This window comes from Natrialba asiatica DSM 12278 (genome assembly GCF_000337555.1).
Taxonomy (GTDB): domain Archaea; phylum Halobacteriota; class Halobacteria; order Halobacteriales; family Natrialbaceae; genus Natrialba; species Natrialba asiatica.
This window is the reverse complement of the sequence record NZ_AOIO01000031.1, coordinates 19,090-36,856: the sequence shown is the minus strand read 5'-3', so window position 1 is coordinate 36,856 and position 17,767 is coordinate 19,090. Positions and strand designations below refer to the sequence as shown.

Genomic DNA, 17,767 nt, shown 5'->3' with positions numbered 1-17,767 from the left:
TTCGTATCGGGATGGTATTGGTTATGTCTCGGGTGCGTCGTTCCACAGATCCACGTGCAGCCGCGGCGTGTACCGGAAGCCGTGCTCCATCGCGAGTTCGGCGACGCGCGTTCGCGTTTCGGCGAGGCGCTCGCGGGTCGCGCCCTCGGGCATCAGCAGGACGTTCTCGTCGCGAACGGGAACGGTCGCTGCGTCCCGCAGTTCGGCGAGCAGGTCGAGGATCTCCGGCATGTCGTCCGCGTCGGTGACGACGAACTTCAACTGGAACGGGTGGGTCTCGACGAGTTCGGTGAGTGCGTCGAGGTCGAGACGGGCGTTCTCGTGGCGCTGTTCCCACTCGCCGTCGCCGGCAGGATCGCGCTCGGGAGTCGGCGTGCTGCTCTCGAGTTTCGGGCTGATCGAGGCGAGGTCGATGGGGGCGTCGCGGTGGATCGTCCCGTTCGTCTCGACGGTGGTGTGGTAGCCGCGGTCGTCGAGTTCGGAGAGCAGGTCCGCGCTCGCGTCGTGGAGCATCGGCTCGCCGCCGGTGAGGACGACGTGGTCCGCGTCGTAGGATTCGATCTCGGCGAGGATTTCGTCGAGGCTCATCCAGGCGTGGGTCGGTTCCCAGGAGGTGTGATAGGAGTCACAGAACCAACAGCGGAGGTTACAGCCGCTCGTGCGGACGAAGACGGAGGGGACGCCGGCGAGGGTACCCTCGCCTTGCAGCGAGGAGAAGAGTTCGTTGATCGGGAGTCCGTCGTCGGGTCGGTCGCCATCGCCGTCGTCGGGTCGGTTTTGGTGCTCGTTCGCCGTGCTGTTCGTCGCCTCGGACGGTTCTCGGTCGACCGAGTGAGAGACCGGCATTGTGATCAGAACTGACTTCCGCCGCAGAGTTCGCTCGTTTCGTTGACCTGAACGGCGACGTCGGTAACGTTCTCTCCGAGTTCGGCGCGGAGTTTGTCTTCGAGGAGAACGCTCATCACCTCGGCCGTCGGCGGCTGATCGAGGACGACGATTCCGTCCGCGTCGCCGGCCGCTTCGAAGGCCTCGACGAGGGGGTCCCCGCGCTGAAGGAGGAACCGGTGGTCCCACTCGTCTATTACTGCAGTAATATCACCCTTGTCGGCGATCCAGCCCTCCTCGGTGAGCGTCCCCTCGATGGTAACCGCGACTTCGTAGTTGTGGCCGTGCGGTCTGGCGCACTTGCCGTCGTGGTGGAGGATTCGGTGGCCGGTGCTGATTCTGATCGGGCGGTCGCGGCCAATATGGAGGGTCTGAGAACGACCGACCAGGCGCTCGTCGGCCGTCGCCATTCCATCGGCCTCGTCGTGGTGGTCGTCCGAGGCGTATTCAGTCATACACGAGTATTCTCTCGGGAATACTTAAATCTGGTCGAACGCCCCGCTCTGGGATGAACTTGAGCGAGCGGTGACGGAGTCGTCACTATACGGGTGATTCTATCGCGTACACGGCACCACCGTGTCGGTGAGTTTACTTCTCGAGTTTGTCCTGCAGCCGGTTTTTGGCCTCGGTGCGGCGCTTCTGGGAGAACGTCGGTTGCTCGTCGGAGAAATCGACCTCGAGTTCGTCGACCGTGCGGCGATAAATGTTCGTTCGTCGCCCTTCTTCGGAGAGTTGTCGTCCTTCGCAGGTAAGCAGTCCCGCGTCGACGAGTTCTTCGATGCGTCGATAGCAGGTTGCGATGGGTATTTCGATGTCTTCGCTCAGCGTCTGTGCCGACTTCGGAGTTCCCGCAGCACAGAGGATTTCGGCACTGTACTTGCTGCCGAGTGCCGAAAGAACCGTAGTCGAATTGGTGTCAGTTCGTTGCGTCCGACGAGGCATTGTCACACCGTTACTAATTATCAGAATTGAATCTTGTGGTTACGATGAGTAACAGGGATTCTGAGTGGTCAGTAAGGTGATATTTTAAATCGAATGACGCGGACGAGACACATTTGAGGGGGGACCGCGAACGAGCGGGTATGAACGCTGCGGTCGTTACGGTCGGTGACGAACTCCTCGCCGGACGGACGGCAAACACGAACGCCACGTGGCTTTGCGAGCGACTCGTCGAGCGCGGTGTCGACATCGAGCGAGTGACGACGATCCCGGACCGCGTTTCGGACATCGCACGCGTGGTCAACGAGTATCGAGCGGCCTACGACGCCGTGGTCGTCACGGGCGGCCTGGGACCGACGCACGACGACGTCACGATGGACGGCGTCGCCGCCGCGCTCGGCCGATCGCTGACGGCACACGACGCCGCTCGCACCTGGCTCGAAGAAAACGGGTACTCTCACGCTGAACTCGCGGACGGAACGGCGGAGTTGCCGGCGGGCGCGCGGGCGCTACACAACGATGTTGGGGTGGCTCCGGGCGCGGTCCTCGAAAACGTCTACGTGCTTCCGGGGGTCCCCGAGGAGATGAAAGCGATGTTCGAGACGGTGGCCTCGGAGTTCAACGGCGAACCGACGCATCGACTCGTCGTCGTCGCGGACGAACCCGAGAGTGCGCTGCTCGATCGGATCGCCAAACTCCGACAGCAGTTCGACGTATCGGTCGGCAGTTATCCCGGCGACGGCGTTCGTATTTCGATCGAAGGAACGGACGAACGGACGGTCGCGGAGGCCGCCGCGTGGCTGCGCGAGCGGGTCGAAAGCGCGTAGTCGGTGTTCCGTCGACCGCGCCGCCGAATTACCGGTAGAAGTAGGCGAGCCAGGCGATCGTGACGAGAAGACTCAGGGCCATGACACTCCACCCGACGTACTCCATCGGCATCGGAAGTTCCGACTCCGCCGCGAGAACGTATGGTAGTTCGTTCATGAACGGTGCTCTAGCCCGATCCCTCTTAGTTTTTGAGAAACGGCCCAATAACGACGGACTCGGCGACCGGTCGCCGTGACGGGGCCGCAATCGCACGGCTTTTTGAATCGCCTCCCGTAGCCCGGCCATGGACGCGCTGGGCGTCGTCGTCAACCCGATCGCCGGCATGGGCGGCCGAGTCGGACTCAAAGGAACCGACGAGACACTCGCCGAGGCCCGCGAGCGCGGTGCCGAACCGCGCGCCCCGACGCGAGCTCGCGAGGCGCTGACTGCGCTCTCTCGCCACGCCCCGGACGCAACCGTTTACACCGCGACCGGCATCATGGGTGAGTTCGCCGCGCGCGATGCCGGCTACGAACCGATCACCGTCTACGATCCGACCGCCGACTCGACTGTCGACCCCGCCACCGCCGAAACGACCGCCGCGGACACCTGCCGGACCGTTCGCGCGCTGCTCGATCACGACGTTTCCCTCGTCCTGTTCGTCGGCGGTGACGGAACGGCGGTCGATGTCGCAACCGTCCTCGAGGAACGAGGGGCGCATGAACTCGACCGGGGCGACGATGCCGACCGGAGCGACGCAAAGCAAGCAGTCACGCCGATGCTCGGCGTCCCCGCCGGCGTCAAGATCTACTCCTCCGTCTTCGCCGTCACCCCGACCGACGCCGGTCGGATCGCCGCCGAGTTCGACCGCGTCGAATCCCGCGAGGTCAACGACATCGACGAGGCGGCCTACCGAGAGGGCGAGGTCCGCTCCGAGCTCAAGGCCGTCGTCCCCGTCCCGGTCGCCCCGAACGTCCAGTCGAGCAAACAGCTCTCGAGCGGGACCGTCGACGCGCTGGCGGCCGGCTTCGCCCGCGAAGTCGAGCCCGAGCGAACCTACGTCTTCGGCCCCGGCGGCACCGTCGGCGCGATCGAATCCGAACTCGGCATCGATTTCGCTCCGCTCGGGGTGGACGTCTGGCGCGCCGGTTCCGGTTCGAACACCGAGTCGGCGGGCGGCAGAGACGAGGCAGACGAAACGCGAAACGGAACGCTTCTCGCGCGCGATGCGTCGGAATCCGAGATTCTGGCCGCACTCGACGAACCCGCGACGATCGTCGTCTCACCCATCGGCGGCCAGGGCGTCATCTTCGGCCGCGGCAACCACCAGATTTCCCCGCCCGTCATCGAGTTCGCCGACGAACTCGTCGTCGTCGCCGACGAAGACAAACTCGACGGGATCGAGGCGCTGCGCGTCGACACGGACGATGAGGCGATCAACGACGAACTGCGCGGCTGGCAGCAGGTTCGGACGGGGCGGTTCACGACGCGACTCGTAAACGTTGTTTAAGGGAACGGTGATAAGCGGGTGAGAAACAGAACCATATAACCCTCGGCGTTTCACATAATGGGTGTATAGTCAATATTAAGGTCGTGTCGCTACTACGGAGAGAGCATGGAAACGCGGAAAGTCCAGCGACTCGGGCCATCCACGCTGGCGATGACCCTGCCCGCCGAGTGGGCGTCCGAACACGACGTTGAGAAGGGAGACGAGGTCTCACTCCGAACGAGCGGCAAGGGGACGCTAACGGTGATGCCCGAGTCAGCGAGTTCAGAAGAGACGGAGGCGATTATCCACGCGGACAACCTGGACGCTGGGGCCGTCGAACGGGCGATCGTCGCCCAGTACGTCCTCGGTCGGCGCGTCATTCGAATCGAGCGCGAAGAGGGGGCGCTCGAATCGGCACACATCAACGCGGTGTACCAGGCCGAGACGCAACTGATGGGACTGGGCGTCATCGAGGAGACGCCCGAGAGTATCGCGATTCGCTGTTCGGTCGATCCGGAGGACTTTACGCTCAATAACCTGCTCGAGCGACTCGAACGAACCGGGCAGACGATGCGAGGCGAGGGGATCAAGGCGCTCGCTCACGGGAATACCGACCTGGCACAGCGGGCGCTCAACCGCGAGCGACAGGCGAATAAGATCTTCGTCCTCCTCTTGCGACTCATTTTTACGGCCTACCAGAACCCGAACCTCGCGCGTGCGGTCGGTCTCAACAGCGGCTTTCCGCTCATCGGCTACCGCTCGATTGCAAAGAACCTCGAACTCACGGCCGACAACGGTGAGGACATCGCCGAGATCGTCATCGAGACGAACGGCCACACGCTCGACGTCGAGGGCTCCGTCATGCGCGACATCCGCGAACTGAACGATCTGGTCGACGAAATCACCTCGCTCGCGGTCGAATCCGCAGTCGAACGCGACTACGACAAATCGAACGAGGTTCGTGAACTCTTCCACGAAATCGCCGACCGTGAGGACGAAATCCTGGCGGAGCTACCGGAAATGTCGAACGGAGAACTTCTTCGCGTTCGGGAAGTCCTCGTGAGCCTTCAGCAGACCGCCCAGTACGCGATGCGAAACGCGGAGATCGCGGCGAATCTCGCGCTGAACGAGGAATCGGAGCACACGACGATTAACTGAAACGGCGTGCGGTGACTGGCGGCGACGACGATCGGGTGTGACACACCCTCTCGCTGGCCGGAATAAGTGCAATTAAGAGACCCCGTTGACAAACCCACGAGTATGGCTACGCAATCGGAGTCGACGACGGACAAGGGCGTCGGGCTGGCGCTTGCGCTCGGTGCGCTCGCCACGATTGGCGCACTCGTGATGGTGACAGGCGCACCGGAAATCGATGCTGCCTTCGGGTTCGCCGGTGCCGTTCTCTTTAGCTCACTCGCAGTTGTCGGCATTCATCTCTACTGGGACTGACGCGCCAACACATGCCATAACGGCCGTCAAGAGTTAAGAGCGGCGGCCTCCTATGTTTCGTACGGACGATGACCGACTACTCCGACGAAGAACAGCGGATTATCTCGTATCTGCGCGAGAGCGCTACCCGCGGTGAACGTTACTTCCGGTCGAAAAACATCGCCGATGCGATCGGACTTTCGTCGAAACAGGTTGGCGCGCGACTCCCACACCTCGCGGAGAAATCCGACGACGTGGACATCGAAAAGTGGGGCCGTGCGCGTTCGACCACGTGGAAGGTAACCCTGAGCTCCTCAACCGCCTGATGACCCCCAGTTCGAATTGCGCCACCAGACCGGTCTTCGACTCTCCGTTCGATTCATGACGGTCCCACGGCCTTTTTATCCACTACGCGCACAGTTAGTGGCATGACTGTACGGGTCGACCGGTCGTTCGAGCTATCGGCACCACCCGAACGCGTCTGGTCGTTTATCGCCGACCCCGAGAACCGCGCCCGCGCGATCAGCGTCGTCGACGAGTTCACCGTCACCGACCCGGCGAGCCACAAGGTGACCTGGCAGGTCGCCCTGCCGATTCCGTTCGTTCGACGGACCGTCACCGTCGACACCGAAGACGTGACACGAAGACGGCCGGAATACGTCAAGTTCGTCGGCAACTCGAGCGTCCTGGACGTCACCGGCGAACACGAAATCGTCGCGACCGAAACCGGGGCGCGCCTCGAGAACCACTTCGTCGTCGACGGTAAACTCCCGGGCGTCGAAAAATTCTTCAAACGCAACCTCGACGACGAACTCGAAAACCTCCGCAACGAACTCGAGCACCACCTCCAGACGACACGATGACCGCCGAGACCACACTACAGGCAACGTCACCACTCACGCTGGCCCTGGCCCAACTCCGCGTCGAAGCGGGTGCACTCGACGACAACGTCGACCGGGCACTCGACGCGATCGATCGCGCGGCCGCCCGCGGTGCCGATCTAGTTGCTCTCCCCGAACTGTTCAACGTGGGCTACTTCGCGTTCGACCGGTACGAACAGGATGCACAACCCCTGCTCGGCGCGACGAACGCGCGCCTCCGAGAGGCGGCCGCCGAACACGATATCGCCGTCCTCGCCGGCAGTATCGTCGAGGACCTCGGCGCGACGACCGCCGTAGACACGCCCGCCGACAGCGGACTCGCCAATACCGCCGCGCTGTTCGACGCCGACGGCGACCTGAAACTGGTCTACCGCAAACACCACCTCTTCGGCTACGACTCCGCCGAATCCAACCTGCTCGTTCCCGGCGAACGGATCGAAACCGCAACCATCGGCGGACTAACCGTCGGCGTGACGACCTGCTACGACCTGCGCTTTCCCGCACTCTACCGCCGCTTGGTGGATGCTGGCGCTGAACTCGTCCTCGTCCCGAGCGCGTGGCCCTACCCGCGACTCGAACACTGGCGGACGCTCTCGCGGGCGCGGGCCATCGAAAACCAGTGTTACGTGGCGACGATCAACGGCTCCGGCCAGTTCACCGACGGCGACACCGGCGACACGACGACGCTGCTCGGCCGCTCGACCATCACCGATCCCTGGGGCGTCACCCTCGCCTCGACCGGCGACGATCCCGGCCTCGTGACGGCCGAAATCGACCGAGAGACGGTGTCTGCCGTGCGCGAAGAGTTCCCTGCACTACGGGACCGACGGTTCTAAATCGCCGATAATTGGAATGCCGGCATCGCGACAACAAAACGGAAACGCGGAACCGGCAGCGAGATACTGTGTCACTAGTCCACACCTGACGTTCGCTGACCGCTGACTTTTTGGTCCAGCAAATCGAAATACAGGTGCCGGTACAGACGCTTTTCACGTCGTACCCGGCAAGCGCGTCTCCGGCTCGGCACTGCTCGTTCCCGGGAACGAGCACTCCCGTCTCCTCGCCCCTCGTCCACATCTTCCTTTCGCCTTTTACCAGTTACCAGCCGTTGCTCACCGCTCATTACGTACTATTCAGTTGTCACCGCCCATTGCTATCAGTTATCGATCGATGGCACAACCAGTACCGACTCACTGAACTCGTCGTTCCGCTGGATCGGTTGAAACCGACTCACAAGAGAAGAAAACCCGGGAACAGAGCGTCGGCGACAGTCAGTCGTCCTGCGTGGTGATGTCGGCCGAAAGGCCCTGAGCCATCTGAATGTCCTTGGAATTGTTCATCGTCCAGGCGGTACGCTCGGTGACGGCCTCGATGGCCTCGCGAGCCGAGGGGTAGCCGTTGCCGGACTTTTTGACTCCGCCGAACGGCAGGTGCACTTCGGCACCGATACACGGCAGATTCGCGTACGCGAGACCGATCTCGGCGTGATCGCGGAAGTAGTTGATCTGGCGGTAATCCTCGGATATCACGGCGCCGGCAAGACCGTAGGGCGTGTCGTTGTGGATATCGACGGCATCCTCGATGTCACCCTCGTATTCGAGCAGGGCGACGTGCGGGCCGAAGCACTCCTCTTTGAGACAGCGCAGGTCCGTGTCGTACTCGATCTCGTAAACGAACGGGCCGACCCAGTTGCCGTCTTCGTGGCCGTCCGGGATCTCGTCTTCGCCGAGTTCGAAGCGATCGACGAGGACGTTCGCCCCCTCCTGCTCGGCGAGTTCGTTGTGCTTGCGGATCTTCTCGACGTGTTCGGGCTCGATTGCCGGTCCCATGAACGTCGATTCTTCGAGCGGATCGCCCACCGCGATGTCTTTGGCGATCTCGACGTAGCGCTCCTTGAACTCGTCGTAAACGTCCGTGTGGACGATCAGGCGCTCGGAAGAGACACAGCGCTGACCCGTGGTCTTGAACGAGGACATGATCGCCGAGTGAACGGCGATGTCCAGATCGGCTTCCTCGGTGATGATGATGCCGTTCTTGCCGCCCATCTCACAGGCTGCGAGCTTGCCGGGTTCGCCGCCGACCTTGCTGGCGATTTCCTGGCCGACCTCTGCCGAGCCCGTAAAGAGAACGGTGTCGACGCGTTCGTCGTCCGTGATCGCCGCGCCGGCGTCGCCGAAGCCCTGGACCATGTTAAACACGCCGTCTGGAATGCCGGCGTCGTCGAACATCTCGGCGATAATCTGGCCACACCACGGCGTCTGTTCGGCCGGCTTCCAGACGACCGTATTCCCTTCCACGAGGGCGATAGCCATGTGCCAGAACGGGATCGCGACCGGGAAGTTCCAGGGTGTGATACAGCCGACGACGCCCCGTGGCTTCCGTCGCATGTAGGCGTCCTTGGCACCGACTTCCGACGGAACTACGTCACCGTGGGGGTGGCGAGCGTTGCCCGCCGCCCACTCGACCATGTGCCAGGCTTCGGTCACGTCGGCTTTCCCTTCCGAGATCTCCTTGCCACACTCCTTGGAGACGACCTCGCCTAATTCCTGATGCCGGTCGCGCAGTTCGTGATAGATATCCCAGAGATACTCCGCACGGTCGATATACGAGAGTTCACGCCATTCCTCGGTGGCTTCGTCCGCTGCGGCTAGCGCAGCATCGACATCGGTCTCGGTGCCGCGTGTGAACTCCGCCAGTGTCTCTCCCGTTGCGGGGCTCTCGCTTGCGAACGTGTCCGAGCCGTCGCCGTCGGTCCACTCGCCATCGATGTAGTGTTGGTTCAGTTGCGTTCCGGATTGGTGCGACATAGTTCATAACTACGCGCTAATCCCATGTAATCCCCACCGATCATGGTCACGTGTCGGCGGTTGTTTTCGGCTCCTTTGAATCCGATCAATTGGTCGGGAACCGACTTGGACGCCTTCCTCCGGGCGAATCTCGACCGAGCTCGGGAGGATCCCGAACGACTCGCCGGCGCACCGGGGAAGGGAGGGATAATCAGGGTTTATATGTAATGGACATCCGGACGGATGCGCAGTACGAACTGGCCGCTGACGGGCTCGGCGTCCACCAGTATAGTCCGTACGACACCGAATGATTCTCCGACGTCTACCGACGAGTTCGAGAGCGGACGGAGCGTCTCGTCCGTGTTCGTCGTCTGTGTCCGTCAGCGATCCTTCGTCGATCGGCCGTTTGGAGCGAGGTTGCAAGAGCGTGACTACGGGTCCAAAAGCTTCGATTCAGCCGTCCGCAGATGTTCGAGCAGCGTCGACTTCGCAATATCGAGTTCAGCCGCCAGCTCGCGGGTCGTTATTTCGCGGGGCCACTCGTAGTAGCCGGCCTCGCGGGCGCGTTCGAATACTTCGCGCTGGGCCGTCGTGAGCGTATCGAGTCGCTGGTCGCGCGTCGAGCGCTCGGACGAATCGGCGGTCGTAATCGACGTGATCGTTACCTCCGCGCCAGCCTGATCGCGCACGTCATCTAAGGATTCTTCGATCCGGGATCGATCGCCCGCGAAACAGAGGTTCCACTCCTCGCTCCCGTTCTGGATCCGGACCGGCGCGCTGTGGACAAAGCCGTTCTCCAGGAGCGTCGGACAGACCATCTCGTCGGGATCGTACTCGAGGAAGAACTCGCGGACGACGTTGCCGGGAGCGTTGCGTGCACGTCCGAACCGCTTTTGGAGCTCGAACAGTTCTCCGGCATGGTTCGACGCGCGGATCGCATCGAGGAGGTCTCGGACCTCCGCGGCGGTATCGCCAAACGCGGTGAACAGGCCCTCGACCGTGTTCGGGCTGGTCCCATCGGTTTTCGGAGAATTGTAGACCGCGTGTGCGAGGACGCCACCGCCCGTTCGGTCCGTCGCTTCGATGGCCCAGCAGTCCGGGTGCCACAGGTCGAGGGTTAATCGAACGCTCGATAACTCGTGCTCCAGGCTCATGTCTCTGCGTGTCTGTAGCAAGGGCTTCTATGTTGCGCTTTGTCCGCTAATTGTGTCGATTGAAAAGAGTATGGGCATCAATCTAGAAAATATGTGGTTTCCCTGAATCCGTGCCGGCGCTTTCTCAAACGATCAGGCTCTCGAGATCGCGGGGATAGTACGTCAGCGTCTCCGTTCCATCGTCGGTCACGAGCACCGTATCGGAGTGGCGAAAGCCGCCCAGACCGGGAACGTAGAATCCGGGTTCGACGGTGAACAGTTCGCCCGAACGGATTTCACCGTCACCGTCGACATCGAGAAACGGCCGTTCGTGGCCCTGCATACCGATGTTGTGGCCGGCATGGTGTTGGGTGAACTCGGCTACGCCTTGCTCTTCGTAGTAGTCGACGACGGCCTCCTCGACTGCGGCGTACTCGACACCCGGTCCGATCGCGTCGATCGCGATCTCCTGAGATTCCGTCATGATCTCGAAGTACGTCCGTTGTTCGTCGGAAGCCTCCCCGACGAACATCGTCCGCTCGAGTTCGGTCGTGTAGCCGCCGACGTTCGGTTTGACGATCGTGACGACGTTGTCTCCGCGTTCGATTCGCGTCGTCTGGTCCATGCTGTGGGGCCGTGCCGTCACGTCGCCGGTCGTGAACAGACACTGCATCGGGTTCGCCCACGAGCGCATCTCGTAGCGGTCGCCGAGCGTATCGAGCATCGTCTTGACCGCCTCGGCCTCGACTTCCGCCCGGACTTCGATGGGGCGTCGGCCCGGCTCGATGCGCTCCTGCAAGAGTCGATGGCCGAGGTTAGCCCAGACGCTCGCCTCGCGGATGAGTTCGATTTCGTGGTCGCTTTTCGTTTCGCGCAACTCGGTGATGTACTCCTCGACGCCGACGTCCGCGGCGACGACCGACGAGAGCGCGGGGCCGGTGTATCCGTTTCGGGCCGGACTCCCGTCAGCATCGACCGCAATGCTCCCGTCGGCGATTCCAAGTCGGGCACACATATCGGCGACCGCCTCCATCGGCTCGCCCTGGGGATAGTCGAAGTACGTCGTGACCTCGTCGATTATGAACTCGTCCCGAGAGGCGTGTTCCTGTTCGAGTCGCGGAACGACGGCCTCGACGCGCTCGTCGGTGATCCCGAGTGCGACCGGCCGCTCGGTCGGCAGGTGGTACATGCCGCTGACGTAGTGAATGTTTATCGATCCGAAGAGAACGAGACCGTCGTAACCGTCCGCGTCAGCGCGCTCTAGCACTGTTCGCTTTCGCTCGCGATGTTCCGATTCGGGGATAGTGAGGTCTGCCATCACACGCCATCAGACGGCTCGCGATATTAAAACCGAACCCGACCAGGTCGGTCTTGCCGCGTTTATATTTGATATCTGTGTGTATCGATCAGGAACGATTGGTCGGTGAGGTATTTAACACCCGTGTCTCATATTCTCACGCCATGGCAGTCGAGAGCGACATGACGTTACTGTACATCGTCGCCGCGTATCTGGTCGTGATGCTCGGCGTCGGTGTCTGGGCGTACGGAAAAACGAACACCGCGGAGGACTTCATGGTCGCCGGCCGGAGCCTCGGCGCGGTCATTATCGCCGGAACGCTGCTTGCGACGTGGATGGGGTCCGGCACGGTGACCGGCGGCGCGAACTCGGTGGCGTACGGAAACGGGCTGTGGCCCGCGATTATTCTCGGTACGGGATCACTCCTCGGTATCGGCGTCCTGAAAGCGCTCGCGCCGCGTATCAGGGCCTTCAACAAACTGACGGTCCCCGAAATGATCGAGGAGGAACTGGGCAAGGAGGGCCGTATTATCAGCCTGCTCGTCATCGCGTTCGCATACGTCGGAATCGTTTCCTACCAGTTCACCGGGCTCGGATACGTACTGAACGTCACGACCGGCATCCCGGTCACCCAGGGGACGCTCATCGGAACCGCCATTATCATCGCACTCGCTGCGATGGGCGGCCTCATGTCCGTCGCGTACACGGACGCGATCAGCGCGTTCCTGATGCTCGTCGGGCTCGTCGTCGCAGTCCCGTTCGTCCTCATCGAAGCCGGCGGTTGGAGCGGGGTCACCGCGAACGTCCCCGCGACCCACCTCGACGCGCTCGGAAACCTCTCGTTCTTCGAGTTCTTCGCGCTGTGGGCTCCGCCGTTGCTGTTGATCCTCGCCGACCAGAACATGTACCAGCGCATCATCGCCGGCGAAACCGACGACGGGACGAACACCGGACTCATCGCCTGGTTCGGCGGCGCGGTCGCAACCATGACGCTGGTCCCCCTCATCGCGTTCGCCTCGCGAGCGATGTTCCCCGAACTCGATCCGGGAATGGCGCTGATCGCGACGACGACGGAGATTCCGACCTGGATCGGTGGCATTTTGCTGGCCGCCGCCACGGCGTTTATCGTCACGACGGGGAGTTCCTACCTGCTGTCTGCCTGTACCAACCTCTCCCAGGACCTCTACAGGGGACTCATTAATCCCGATGCGTCCGACCAACAGGTCTTCTGGCTGACCCGGGCGTTCGTGGTCGTCCTCGGTATTTTTGCGTTCGTCCTGGGGCAATATTTCCCGACGATTCTCGAGATCCAGATGTACTCGTACACGGCCTACGGGGCCGCAATCACGCCGCCGCTGCTCGCGATCTTCCTAATGCGAGAGCGCCTGACCAAGATCGGCGGCCTCGCCGGAATGATCGCCGGTGCCGTGCTCGCGGTCTCCTGGGACACGGTTCTCGGGAGTCCCTACGGACTGGATGCGGTGATTATCGCAGCACCGGTCGCCGGCGTGCTCATCGTCCTCGTCAGTTACCTCACGAGTACGTTGTCGTCGCCGTCGCCGACGCGCGCCTGAACTGGGGAATCCCGCCGTACTTTCCGGCTTTCCGCTCGGACGACGCGGCTATCACTCCGATTAGTTTAATATGCTTCTGAAATGATAGATGAAATGAGTCTCATGCGTGAGAGTACGTCTATTCGAATGCGGAACCGCTAACGATCTATGAATGACCAATACCTATCAAAAATAGTCCCGTTTGCAGTAGTTATCGGAGCCGTTTTACTATCGGGCATATTTCCCGTATCACCGTTACTTTTGTTTAATTATGCTATTCCAACAATATTGTTATACCTTATTTGGCGTTTTGTGCGAGCAATTGAACAAATTGCAGAGAAAATGTAATGAGGAGAATATTGTAATCACATCGAAAACGGGCCAAGTGCTTTGAGATGCGCTCTACTCGAAGCGCTCTCACAGACGTCCTAAACAACCTCGCTGGCCGACTGCCTCGAGGCCAACCGTAGCGTCGTTAGACCTGGATTGTTCTCGACCTACCGAACCTGTATCGGCCCGTCGGCGTCCACTCGGAGTATAGCGTCAGCACTATTCAGCTATGAATCTCGTGTTTCCCCTCTAGCAGAGAGTTACAATTTGCATGAGGATATCAGTGGATTATCGAAAGATGTGGGTTGATTACCTTTGCATTCGCGATTGACGGTAGTGACGGCGACCCACTGACTGTGCGCGAAAACGCAGCCATCAACCCGAAACGAAACTTCCACGGACAGCGTTCTCACCGCAACCGTCCGATCCGCTGCGAGACGCGTTCAATCAGTCAGTGCTGGCTCAGATCCGCCGCCTTCTCGAGTTCACTTCGGAGGAGCGTCGAGTCGAACTCGTGATCGGGGCGCAGGCGGACGAAGTCGAGGAAGCGTCGCGCCGAGAGGAGTTCGTCGGTGTCGTAGACCGACGAGGCGGCGAGGACGGCCTCGCGGGCACCGATACGCGGTTCCAGAATGGCGAGCGCGCAGGCGAGGTCGTAGGCGGTCGTCTCCGCGACGCGGTTCTCGTGGACGCTGGTCGCATCGATGAAGTAGAGGTCGCCGTCGCAAAGCAAGATGTTTTCGTCGCGCAGGTCGCCGTGTGCCAGGCCGTGGTCGTGCAGGAGCGAGAGCATTTCGAAGAGATCCGGCGCGCGCTCGGCGACGACGGCGTCCGAGACCGCTCCGAGCGACTCGAACTCGGGAAGGTACTCGAGGACGAGCACGCCCAGGCCGTTGACTTCGAAGGCTTCGATCGGCCGAGGGGCGTTGAGACCGACTTCGCGCATCCGCTGGGTCGCCTCGTACTCGTGTTCGACCATCTCGCGGGGCGTATCGAAGCGGTCGAAAAAGCCCTCGGTACCCGAGGACACCGCGCCGACGTTCCGCCCCGTCGTCAAGAGCGCGTGGACGAGCGCGTTCTGACGGCTGACGATTTTAACGAACCATCGCTCGTCGATGACGCAGGGCGTCGACAACCAGTTATCGGCTTCGAGGAACTCGACGCGGACGAACTCGCGGTCGTGACGTTCCGCCAGCGTGCGGATGACGCGCTCGATGCGTCCCCACTCGACGGTCCCGCGGGCGAGCTGGCGGAGATCCATTACTAGACCGTGAGTGGATTCGCGGTTAAATGCGTCTCGAAGTGTTTCAAACGAGATGTGTTCGGTCGCCTGAACGCTGCTCGCATCGACAGCACGGGCGAACCATCACTCTCGGCTCACGCTCGAGTTCGAACGGGATACGAGAGACAGCACCATTTTTATCGTTGCTCTGAGACGTTTACCGTAGCTATGGATGCTGTCGACGATCTCGGGGATGCGATCGAAACCACGCGAGCGCTGTTACTCCCGGTGCGCGTGTGGTTGTGGCTCAAGCTATCTATCGTCGTGCTCTTCGTCGGTGGGAGCCTGGGTTCGCCGGGAAACCTCGCAACCAGCGATCCACAGATGGTCGCCGACGAGCCGATGCCACAGGACGGACTCGGCGAGATTCCAGACGATGTCCTTGCGGCAATCGTCGTCCTCGCCATTGTCGGCATCCTGCTCTGGACCCTGTTCGCGCTTCTCGGTGCCATCATGGAATTCGTCTTCATCGAAACGCTCCGATCGACGGAGATTCACGTGCGACGATACAGCAGGGCGAATCTCGGTCGCGGCATCCGGCTCTTTGCGTTCCGGGCGCTCGTCTCGCTCGCCCTGCTTGCAGTCATCGCCATCCCGGTCGGATACTTCCTCACCAGCACGGCCACCACGGACGAGTTCGTCGGCGAACTCGCGCTTATTGCGCTCGTGGCGATTCCGCTCTATATCGTCTACGCCATCGCGATGCGCTTTACGTCCGAGTTCGTCGCGCCGATCATGCTGCTCGAGGACCGCGGCGTGCTCGGCGGGTGGCGGCGATTCTGGGCGACGCTTCGAGGGAACGTCGGCGAGTACGTCGTCTACCTGCTTTTGGTCTGGATTCTGCAACTCGTGACGAGTATCGCCGTCGGGTTCGTCGTCCTCTTCGGCGCGGTCGTCCTCGCGATTCCGTTCGTGATCGTCGGCGTACTGGCGTATGCGCTGGGCGGCGTCGGGGTCTACCTCGCCGGTGCCATCGGCGTCGTCGGTCTGCTCGCGCTCATCGCACTCGTCGCTCTCGTCCAGATGCCGGTCCGAACCTACTTCCAGTACTACGCGCTGCTCCTGCTCGGCGACACCGATTCCGAACTCGACCTCGTTCCGGAGCAACGAGGCGCCGCCCGGACCAATCACACCGGTGCCGGCGAGACGGTTCGAGCCGACGAGCGGACCCATCGCCCCGACGACGTACACGACGAGTTCGACGCCGAATCCCGCGACGAAACCGACGACTACGGGTGGCTCGACGAGTCCGGATTCCGTGATAATGACCGAACTGGAACCGACGCCACCGATGACCGCAATGACGACACTACTCCCAGCGACGACCGCGACGACGACGCTGACCGCGGCTGGTGAGGCAGTCCCTCGCTGAACTCGATGTACTCGTCGAAATCGGCTCACGTCTACCAACAAGACGGCTTGGGGGTGACGCGCAACCAGATGGTCGGGTTGGCACTCAACCAGACGGATTAGGATTGACGCCCGTCAGTTGCTATCAGAAAGAAGGTCGTCGTCCTCGTTGTCACCGTTTTCGTCCGTCCCGTTACCGGTGTCGGTATCGTTGCCCTCGGTATCGCTCTCGGAGCCGGTATCGGTGTCGTTGCCGTCACTGTCCGACTCGTCGGTTCCGTTCTCGGTATCGCCAGCGGCCTCCTCGTCGATATCCGGAACGACACCGTCCATCAGCGAGAATATCTGTTCTTCCTCGCTCCAATCGAATTCGTTCGGATAGACGCCGACCGTTACGAGCAGATCGTCGTCGGTCTCGATGGCCTCGCTCACGTGCAACGCGACATCGACAGGCTGTCCCTGGAACGACGCTTCGGCGGTGTATCTGGACTGGGTCGTCGACTCGTCGAACACCGTCACCGACGTTTCCTCGACGAAGGATACGGATCCGATATCGTCGTAATTGCTCGCGACCAACTCGACGAGTTCGTCGGTGGACATGTCCTCGACGGGATTGAACTGCGAACCGAGCGCATTGACCTGCGGCGTCGTCAGGACGATGAAGACGGCCCCGCGTTGCTCACCCAGCGGGCCCATGTCGACCGCCTTCTCGTGTTCGGTCATGTAATTCGTGATCACGACCGTTTCGGTTGCGATGCTGACACCGACCTCTCGCTCGACGGAGAACTCGTTGATTGCAGTCTGCTCGTACCCGGTCTCGTTGCGAACGGTAGCGTCGACACCGGCGGGAGAGGACTCGTGGCGCGCCAGACCAACGAGTCCCAGACAACCCGAAAGGCCGGTAAGGCCGGCGACACCGAGACTTCCCAGGAGCGTTCGACGTTTCATGCTACCACAATCAATGATCAGTTTATAAGTGTTTACTGGTCTTGTGATTGTCTCTCGGTTCCCTAACAGGACTCGATACCGTCGTGTGGCGTTCTTAGTTGCGACGGAGCACCTGACGGATCGTCGAGACGAGCGAGCGATCGGACGAGTGGTGCGCTCGGCGACGGTGAAGCCGCGTCAGTCGCCGGACGATGACGTAACTGATGGCCGAGAGTATCGTCGCGAGCACGACGTTGCCGACGATCAGTTGGTGAGCGGTCACGGTGGCAGATTCGGCTATCGTTTCGTGCGAGCGGATCGGATTGGTGCCGAGGAGGACGCCGCCGACGTGAACACTCGAAAGGTAGACGGCGGGTTTGACGAACGGGTTGAGGACGGCGACCGAGGCGAACAGCGCAGGCTTGCAGATCCACGACCACAGGGCACTGAACACGAAGAACAGACCGATACCGAGACCACCGGTTGGTAATGTCGTCACGAAAATTCCAATCGCGAAACTGACGGCGACCTCGTGGGGTGTGTGTTCCTCCTGGATCGCGACGGTTAACTTGTGGAGGGCTTCTTCGCGATAGTGACCGAGCCGGTCCCGTATGCTCACGCGTCTCTATATGGCCTATCCAGACGGACGTGGAAAAAGACCCCGGTCGACAAAGACGTAG

The 17,767-nt window shown here is 61.6% G+C and carries 19 protein-coding genes; 9 read left to right on the top strand and 10 right to left on the bottom strand.

Translation table 11 applies throughout. From position 1 onward, the window contains the following. Positions 1–21: 21 nt before the first annotated feature. The 3 genes from C481_RS13410 to C481_RS13400 all read right to left on the bottom strand — a co-directional run bounded on the left by C481_RS13410 (position 22) and on the right by C481_RS13400 (position 1,827). The gene (locus C481_RS13410; protein WP_006109772.1) at positions 22–846 is read right to left on the bottom strand and encodes a 7-carboxy-7-deazaguanine synthase QueE; all 825 of its coding nucleotides are present in this window, start codon (positions 844–846) and stop codon (positions 22–24) included. Positions 847–851: 5 nt separating this feature from the next. After that, positions 852–1,340 (bottom strand): 6-pyruvoyl trahydropterin synthase family protein, encoded by a 489-nt coding sequence (locus tag C481_RS13405; RefSeq protein WP_006109771.1) that lies wholly within the window; start codon positions 1,338–1,340, stop codon positions 852–854. Between the two features lie 133 nt (positions 1,341–1,473). Beyond that, entirely contained in the window at positions 1,474–1,827 is a 354-nt protein-coding gene (locus C481_RS13400; RefSeq protein ID WP_006109770.1) for a winged helix-turn-helix domain-containing protein, read from the bottom strand. A 140-nt stretch (positions 1,828–1,967) separates the two neighbouring features. Between C481_RS13400 and C481_RS13395 the strand changes: the two genes are divergently transcribed. After that, positions 1,968–2,651 carry a competence/damage-inducible protein A gene (locus tag C481_RS13395; protein WP_006109769.1) on the top strand — a complete coding sequence of 228 codons (684 nt, stop codon included), beginning with the start codon at positions 1,968–1,970 and terminating at the stop codon, positions 2,649–2,651. A 28-nt stretch (positions 2,652–2,679) separates the two neighbouring features. Here the strand turns inward: C481_RS13395 and C481_RS22975 are convergent, their stop codons facing one another. Continuing rightward, entirely contained in the window at positions 2,680–2,808 is a 129-nt protein-coding gene (locus tag C481_RS22975) for a hypothetical protein (protein WP_006109768.1), read from the bottom strand. 127 nt (positions 2,809–2,935) lie between these two features. On the opposite strand from C481_RS22975, the gene C481_RS13390 reads away from it, so the two are divergent. From C481_RS13390 to C481_RS13365, 6 genes are all read left to right on the top strand, one after another. Beyond that, positions 2,936–4,141, top strand: coding sequence for an ATP-NAD kinase family protein (locus tag C481_RS13390; RefSeq protein WP_006109767.1), 1,206 nt, complete (start codon positions 2,936–2,938; stop codon positions 4,139–4,141). A gap of 105 nt (positions 4,142–4,246) precedes the next feature. After that, entirely contained in the window at positions 4,247–5,278 is a 1,032-nt protein-coding gene (locus tag C481_RS13385; RefSeq protein WP_006109766.1) for a phosphate signaling complex PhoU family protein, read from the top strand. 102 nt (positions 5,279–5,380) lie between these two features. Then, on the top strand, positions 5,381–5,569 hold the full coding sequence (locus tag C481_RS13380; RefSeq protein WP_006109765.1) for a DUF7525 family protein: 189 nt from the start codon (positions 5,381–5,383) through the stop codon (positions 5,567–5,569). 68 nt (positions 5,570–5,637) lie between these two features. Next, positions 5,638–5,874, top strand: a complete 237-nt coding sequence (locus C481_RS13375) for a DUF7123 family protein (RefSeq protein WP_006109764.1) — start codon at positions 5,638–5,640, stop codon at positions 5,872–5,874. A 102-nt stretch (positions 5,875–5,976) separates the two neighbouring features. After that, positions 5,977–6,411 (top strand): CoxG family protein, encoded by a 435-nt coding sequence (locus C481_RS13370; RefSeq protein ID WP_006109763.1) that lies wholly within the window; start codon positions 5,977–5,979, stop codon positions 6,409–6,411. After that, the gene (locus C481_RS13365; RefSeq protein WP_006109762.1) at positions 6,408–7,265 is read left to right on the top strand and encodes a carbon-nitrogen family hydrolase; all 858 of its coding nucleotides are present in this window, start codon (positions 6,408–6,410) and stop codon (positions 7,263–7,265) included. Before C481_RS13370 ends, C481_RS13365 begins: the two co-directional genes overlap by 4 nt. A gap of 435 nt (positions 7,266–7,700) precedes the next feature. Here the strand turns inward: C481_RS13365 and C481_RS13360 are convergent, their stop codons facing one another. The 3 genes from C481_RS13360 to C481_RS13350 form a co-directional block, all read right to left on the bottom strand. Beyond that, entirely contained in the window at positions 7,701–9,236 is a 1,536-nt protein-coding gene (locus C481_RS13360) for an aldehyde dehydrogenase family protein (protein WP_006109761.1), read from the bottom strand. Between the two features lie 410 nt (positions 9,237–9,646). Next, complete coding sequence (locus C481_RS13355; RefSeq protein ID WP_006109760.1) at positions 9,647–10,369, bottom strand: helix-turn-helix domain-containing protein; 723 nt, start codon at positions 10,367–10,369, stop codon at positions 9,647–9,649. Between the two features lie 124 nt (positions 10,370–10,493). Then, the gene (locus C481_RS13350) at positions 10,494–11,666 is read right to left on the bottom strand and encodes a M24 family metallopeptidase (RefSeq protein ID WP_006109759.1); all 1,173 of its coding nucleotides are present in this window, start codon (positions 11,664–11,666) and stop codon (positions 10,494–10,496) included. 143 nt (positions 11,667–11,809) lie between these two features. Between C481_RS13350 and C481_RS13345 the strand changes: the two genes are divergently transcribed. Further along, positions 11,810–13,219 (top strand): sodium:solute symporter family protein, encoded by a 1,410-nt coding sequence (locus C481_RS13345; protein ID WP_006109758.1) that lies wholly within the window; start codon positions 11,810–11,812, stop codon positions 13,217–13,219. 760 nt (positions 13,220–13,979) lie between these two features. Here the strand turns inward: C481_RS13345 and C481_RS13340 are convergent. Further along, positions 13,980–14,789 (bottom strand): RIO1 family regulatory kinase/ATPase domain-containing protein, encoded by an 810-nt coding sequence (locus C481_RS13340; protein ID WP_006109757.1) that lies wholly within the window; start codon positions 14,787–14,789, stop codon positions 13,980–13,982. Positions 14,790–14,978: 189 nt separating this feature from the next. Here C481_RS13340 and C481_RS13335 point away from each other — a divergent pair, with 189 nt between their 5' ends. Further along, complete coding sequence (locus tag C481_RS13335; protein WP_006109756.1) at positions 14,979–16,166, top strand: DUF7544 domain-containing protein; 1,188 nt, start codon at positions 14,979–14,981, stop codon at positions 16,164–16,166. A gap of 129 nt (positions 16,167–16,295) precedes the next feature. On the opposite strand, the gene C481_RS13330 is transcribed toward C481_RS13335, so the two are convergent. Both C481_RS13330 and C481_RS13325 read right to left on the bottom strand, forming a co-directional pair. Further along, positions 16,296–17,108, bottom strand: coding sequence for a DUF6517 family protein (locus C481_RS13330; protein WP_006109755.1), 813 nt, complete (start codon positions 17,106–17,108; stop codon positions 16,296–16,298). A 94-nt stretch (positions 17,109–17,202) separates the two neighbouring features. Next, a complete protein-coding gene (locus C481_RS13325; RefSeq protein ID WP_006109754.1) occupies positions 17,203–17,706 on the bottom strand; it encodes a DUF2062 domain-containing protein in 504 nt (167 codons plus the stop codon). Between the last annotated feature and the right edge of the window lie 61 nt (positions 17,707–17,767).

What these genes read in the sequence shown, in the direction of transcription:
- C481_RS13410 (WP_006109772.1), bottom strand. Translation starts at nt 846, where the DNA reads ATGCCGGTCTCTCACTCGGTCGACCGAGAACCGTCCGAGGCGACGAAC.
- C481_RS13405 (WP_006109771.1), bottom strand. Translation starts at nt 1,340, where the DNA reads ATGACTGAATACGCCTCGGACGACCACCACGACGAGGCCGATGGAATG.
- C481_RS13400 (WP_006109770.1), bottom strand. Translation starts at nt 1,827, where the DNA reads ATGCCTCGTCGGACGCAACGAACTGACACCAATTCGACTACGGTTCTT.
- C481_RS13395 (WP_006109769.1), top strand. Translation starts at nt 1,968, where the DNA reads ATGAACGCTGCGGTCGTTACGGTCGGTGACGAACTCCTCGCCGGACGG.
- C481_RS22975 (WP_006109768.1), bottom strand. Translation starts at nt 2,808, where the DNA reads ATGAACGAACTACCATACGTTCTCGCGGCGGAGTCGGAACTTCCGATG.
- C481_RS13390 (WP_006109767.1), top strand. Translation starts at nt 2,936, where the DNA reads ATGGACGCGCTGGGCGTCGTCGTCAACCCGATCGCCGGCATGGGCGGC.
- C481_RS13385 (WP_006109766.1), top strand. Translation starts at nt 4,247, where the DNA reads ATGGAAACGCGGAAAGTCCAGCGACTCGGGCCATCCACGCTGGCGATG.
- C481_RS13380 (WP_006109765.1), top strand. Translation starts at nt 5,381, where the DNA reads ATGGCTACGCAATCGGAGTCGACGACGGACAAGGGCGTCGGGCTGGCG.
- C481_RS13375 (WP_006109764.1), top strand. Translation starts at nt 5,638, where the DNA reads ATGACCGACTACTCCGACGAAGAACAGCGGATTATCTCGTATCTGCGC.
- C481_RS13370 (WP_006109763.1), top strand. Translation starts at nt 5,977, where the DNA reads ATGACTGTACGGGTCGACCGGTCGTTCGAGCTATCGGCACCACCCGAA.
- C481_RS13365 (WP_006109762.1), top strand. Translation starts at nt 6,408, where the DNA reads ATGACCGCCGAGACCACACTACAGGCAACGTCACCACTCACGCTGGCC.
- C481_RS13360 (WP_006109761.1), bottom strand. Translation starts at nt 9,236, where the DNA reads ATGTCGCACCAATCCGGAACGCAACTGAACCAACACTACATCGATGGC.
- C481_RS13355 (WP_006109760.1), bottom strand. Translation starts at nt 10,369, where the DNA reads ATGAGCCTGGAGCACGAGTTATCGAGCGTTCGATTAACCCTCGACCTG.
- C481_RS13350 (WP_006109759.1), bottom strand. Translation starts at nt 11,666, where the DNA reads ATGGCAGACCTCACTATCCCCGAATCGGAACATCGCGAGCGAAAGCGA.
- C481_RS13345 (WP_006109758.1), top strand. Translation starts at nt 11,810, where the DNA reads ATGGCAGTCGAGAGCGACATGACGTTACTGTACATCGTCGCCGCGTAT.
- C481_RS13340 (WP_006109757.1), bottom strand. Translation starts at nt 14,789, where the DNA reads ATGGATCTCCGCCAGCTCGCCCGCGGGACCGTCGAGTGGGGACGCATC.
- C481_RS13335 (WP_006109756.1), top strand. Translation starts at nt 14,979, where the DNA reads ATGGATGCTGTCGACGATCTCGGGGATGCGATCGAAACCACGCGAGCG.
- C481_RS13330 (WP_006109755.1), bottom strand. Translation starts at nt 17,108, where the DNA reads ATGAAACGTCGAACGCTCCTGGGAAGTCTCGGTGTCGCCGGCCTTACC.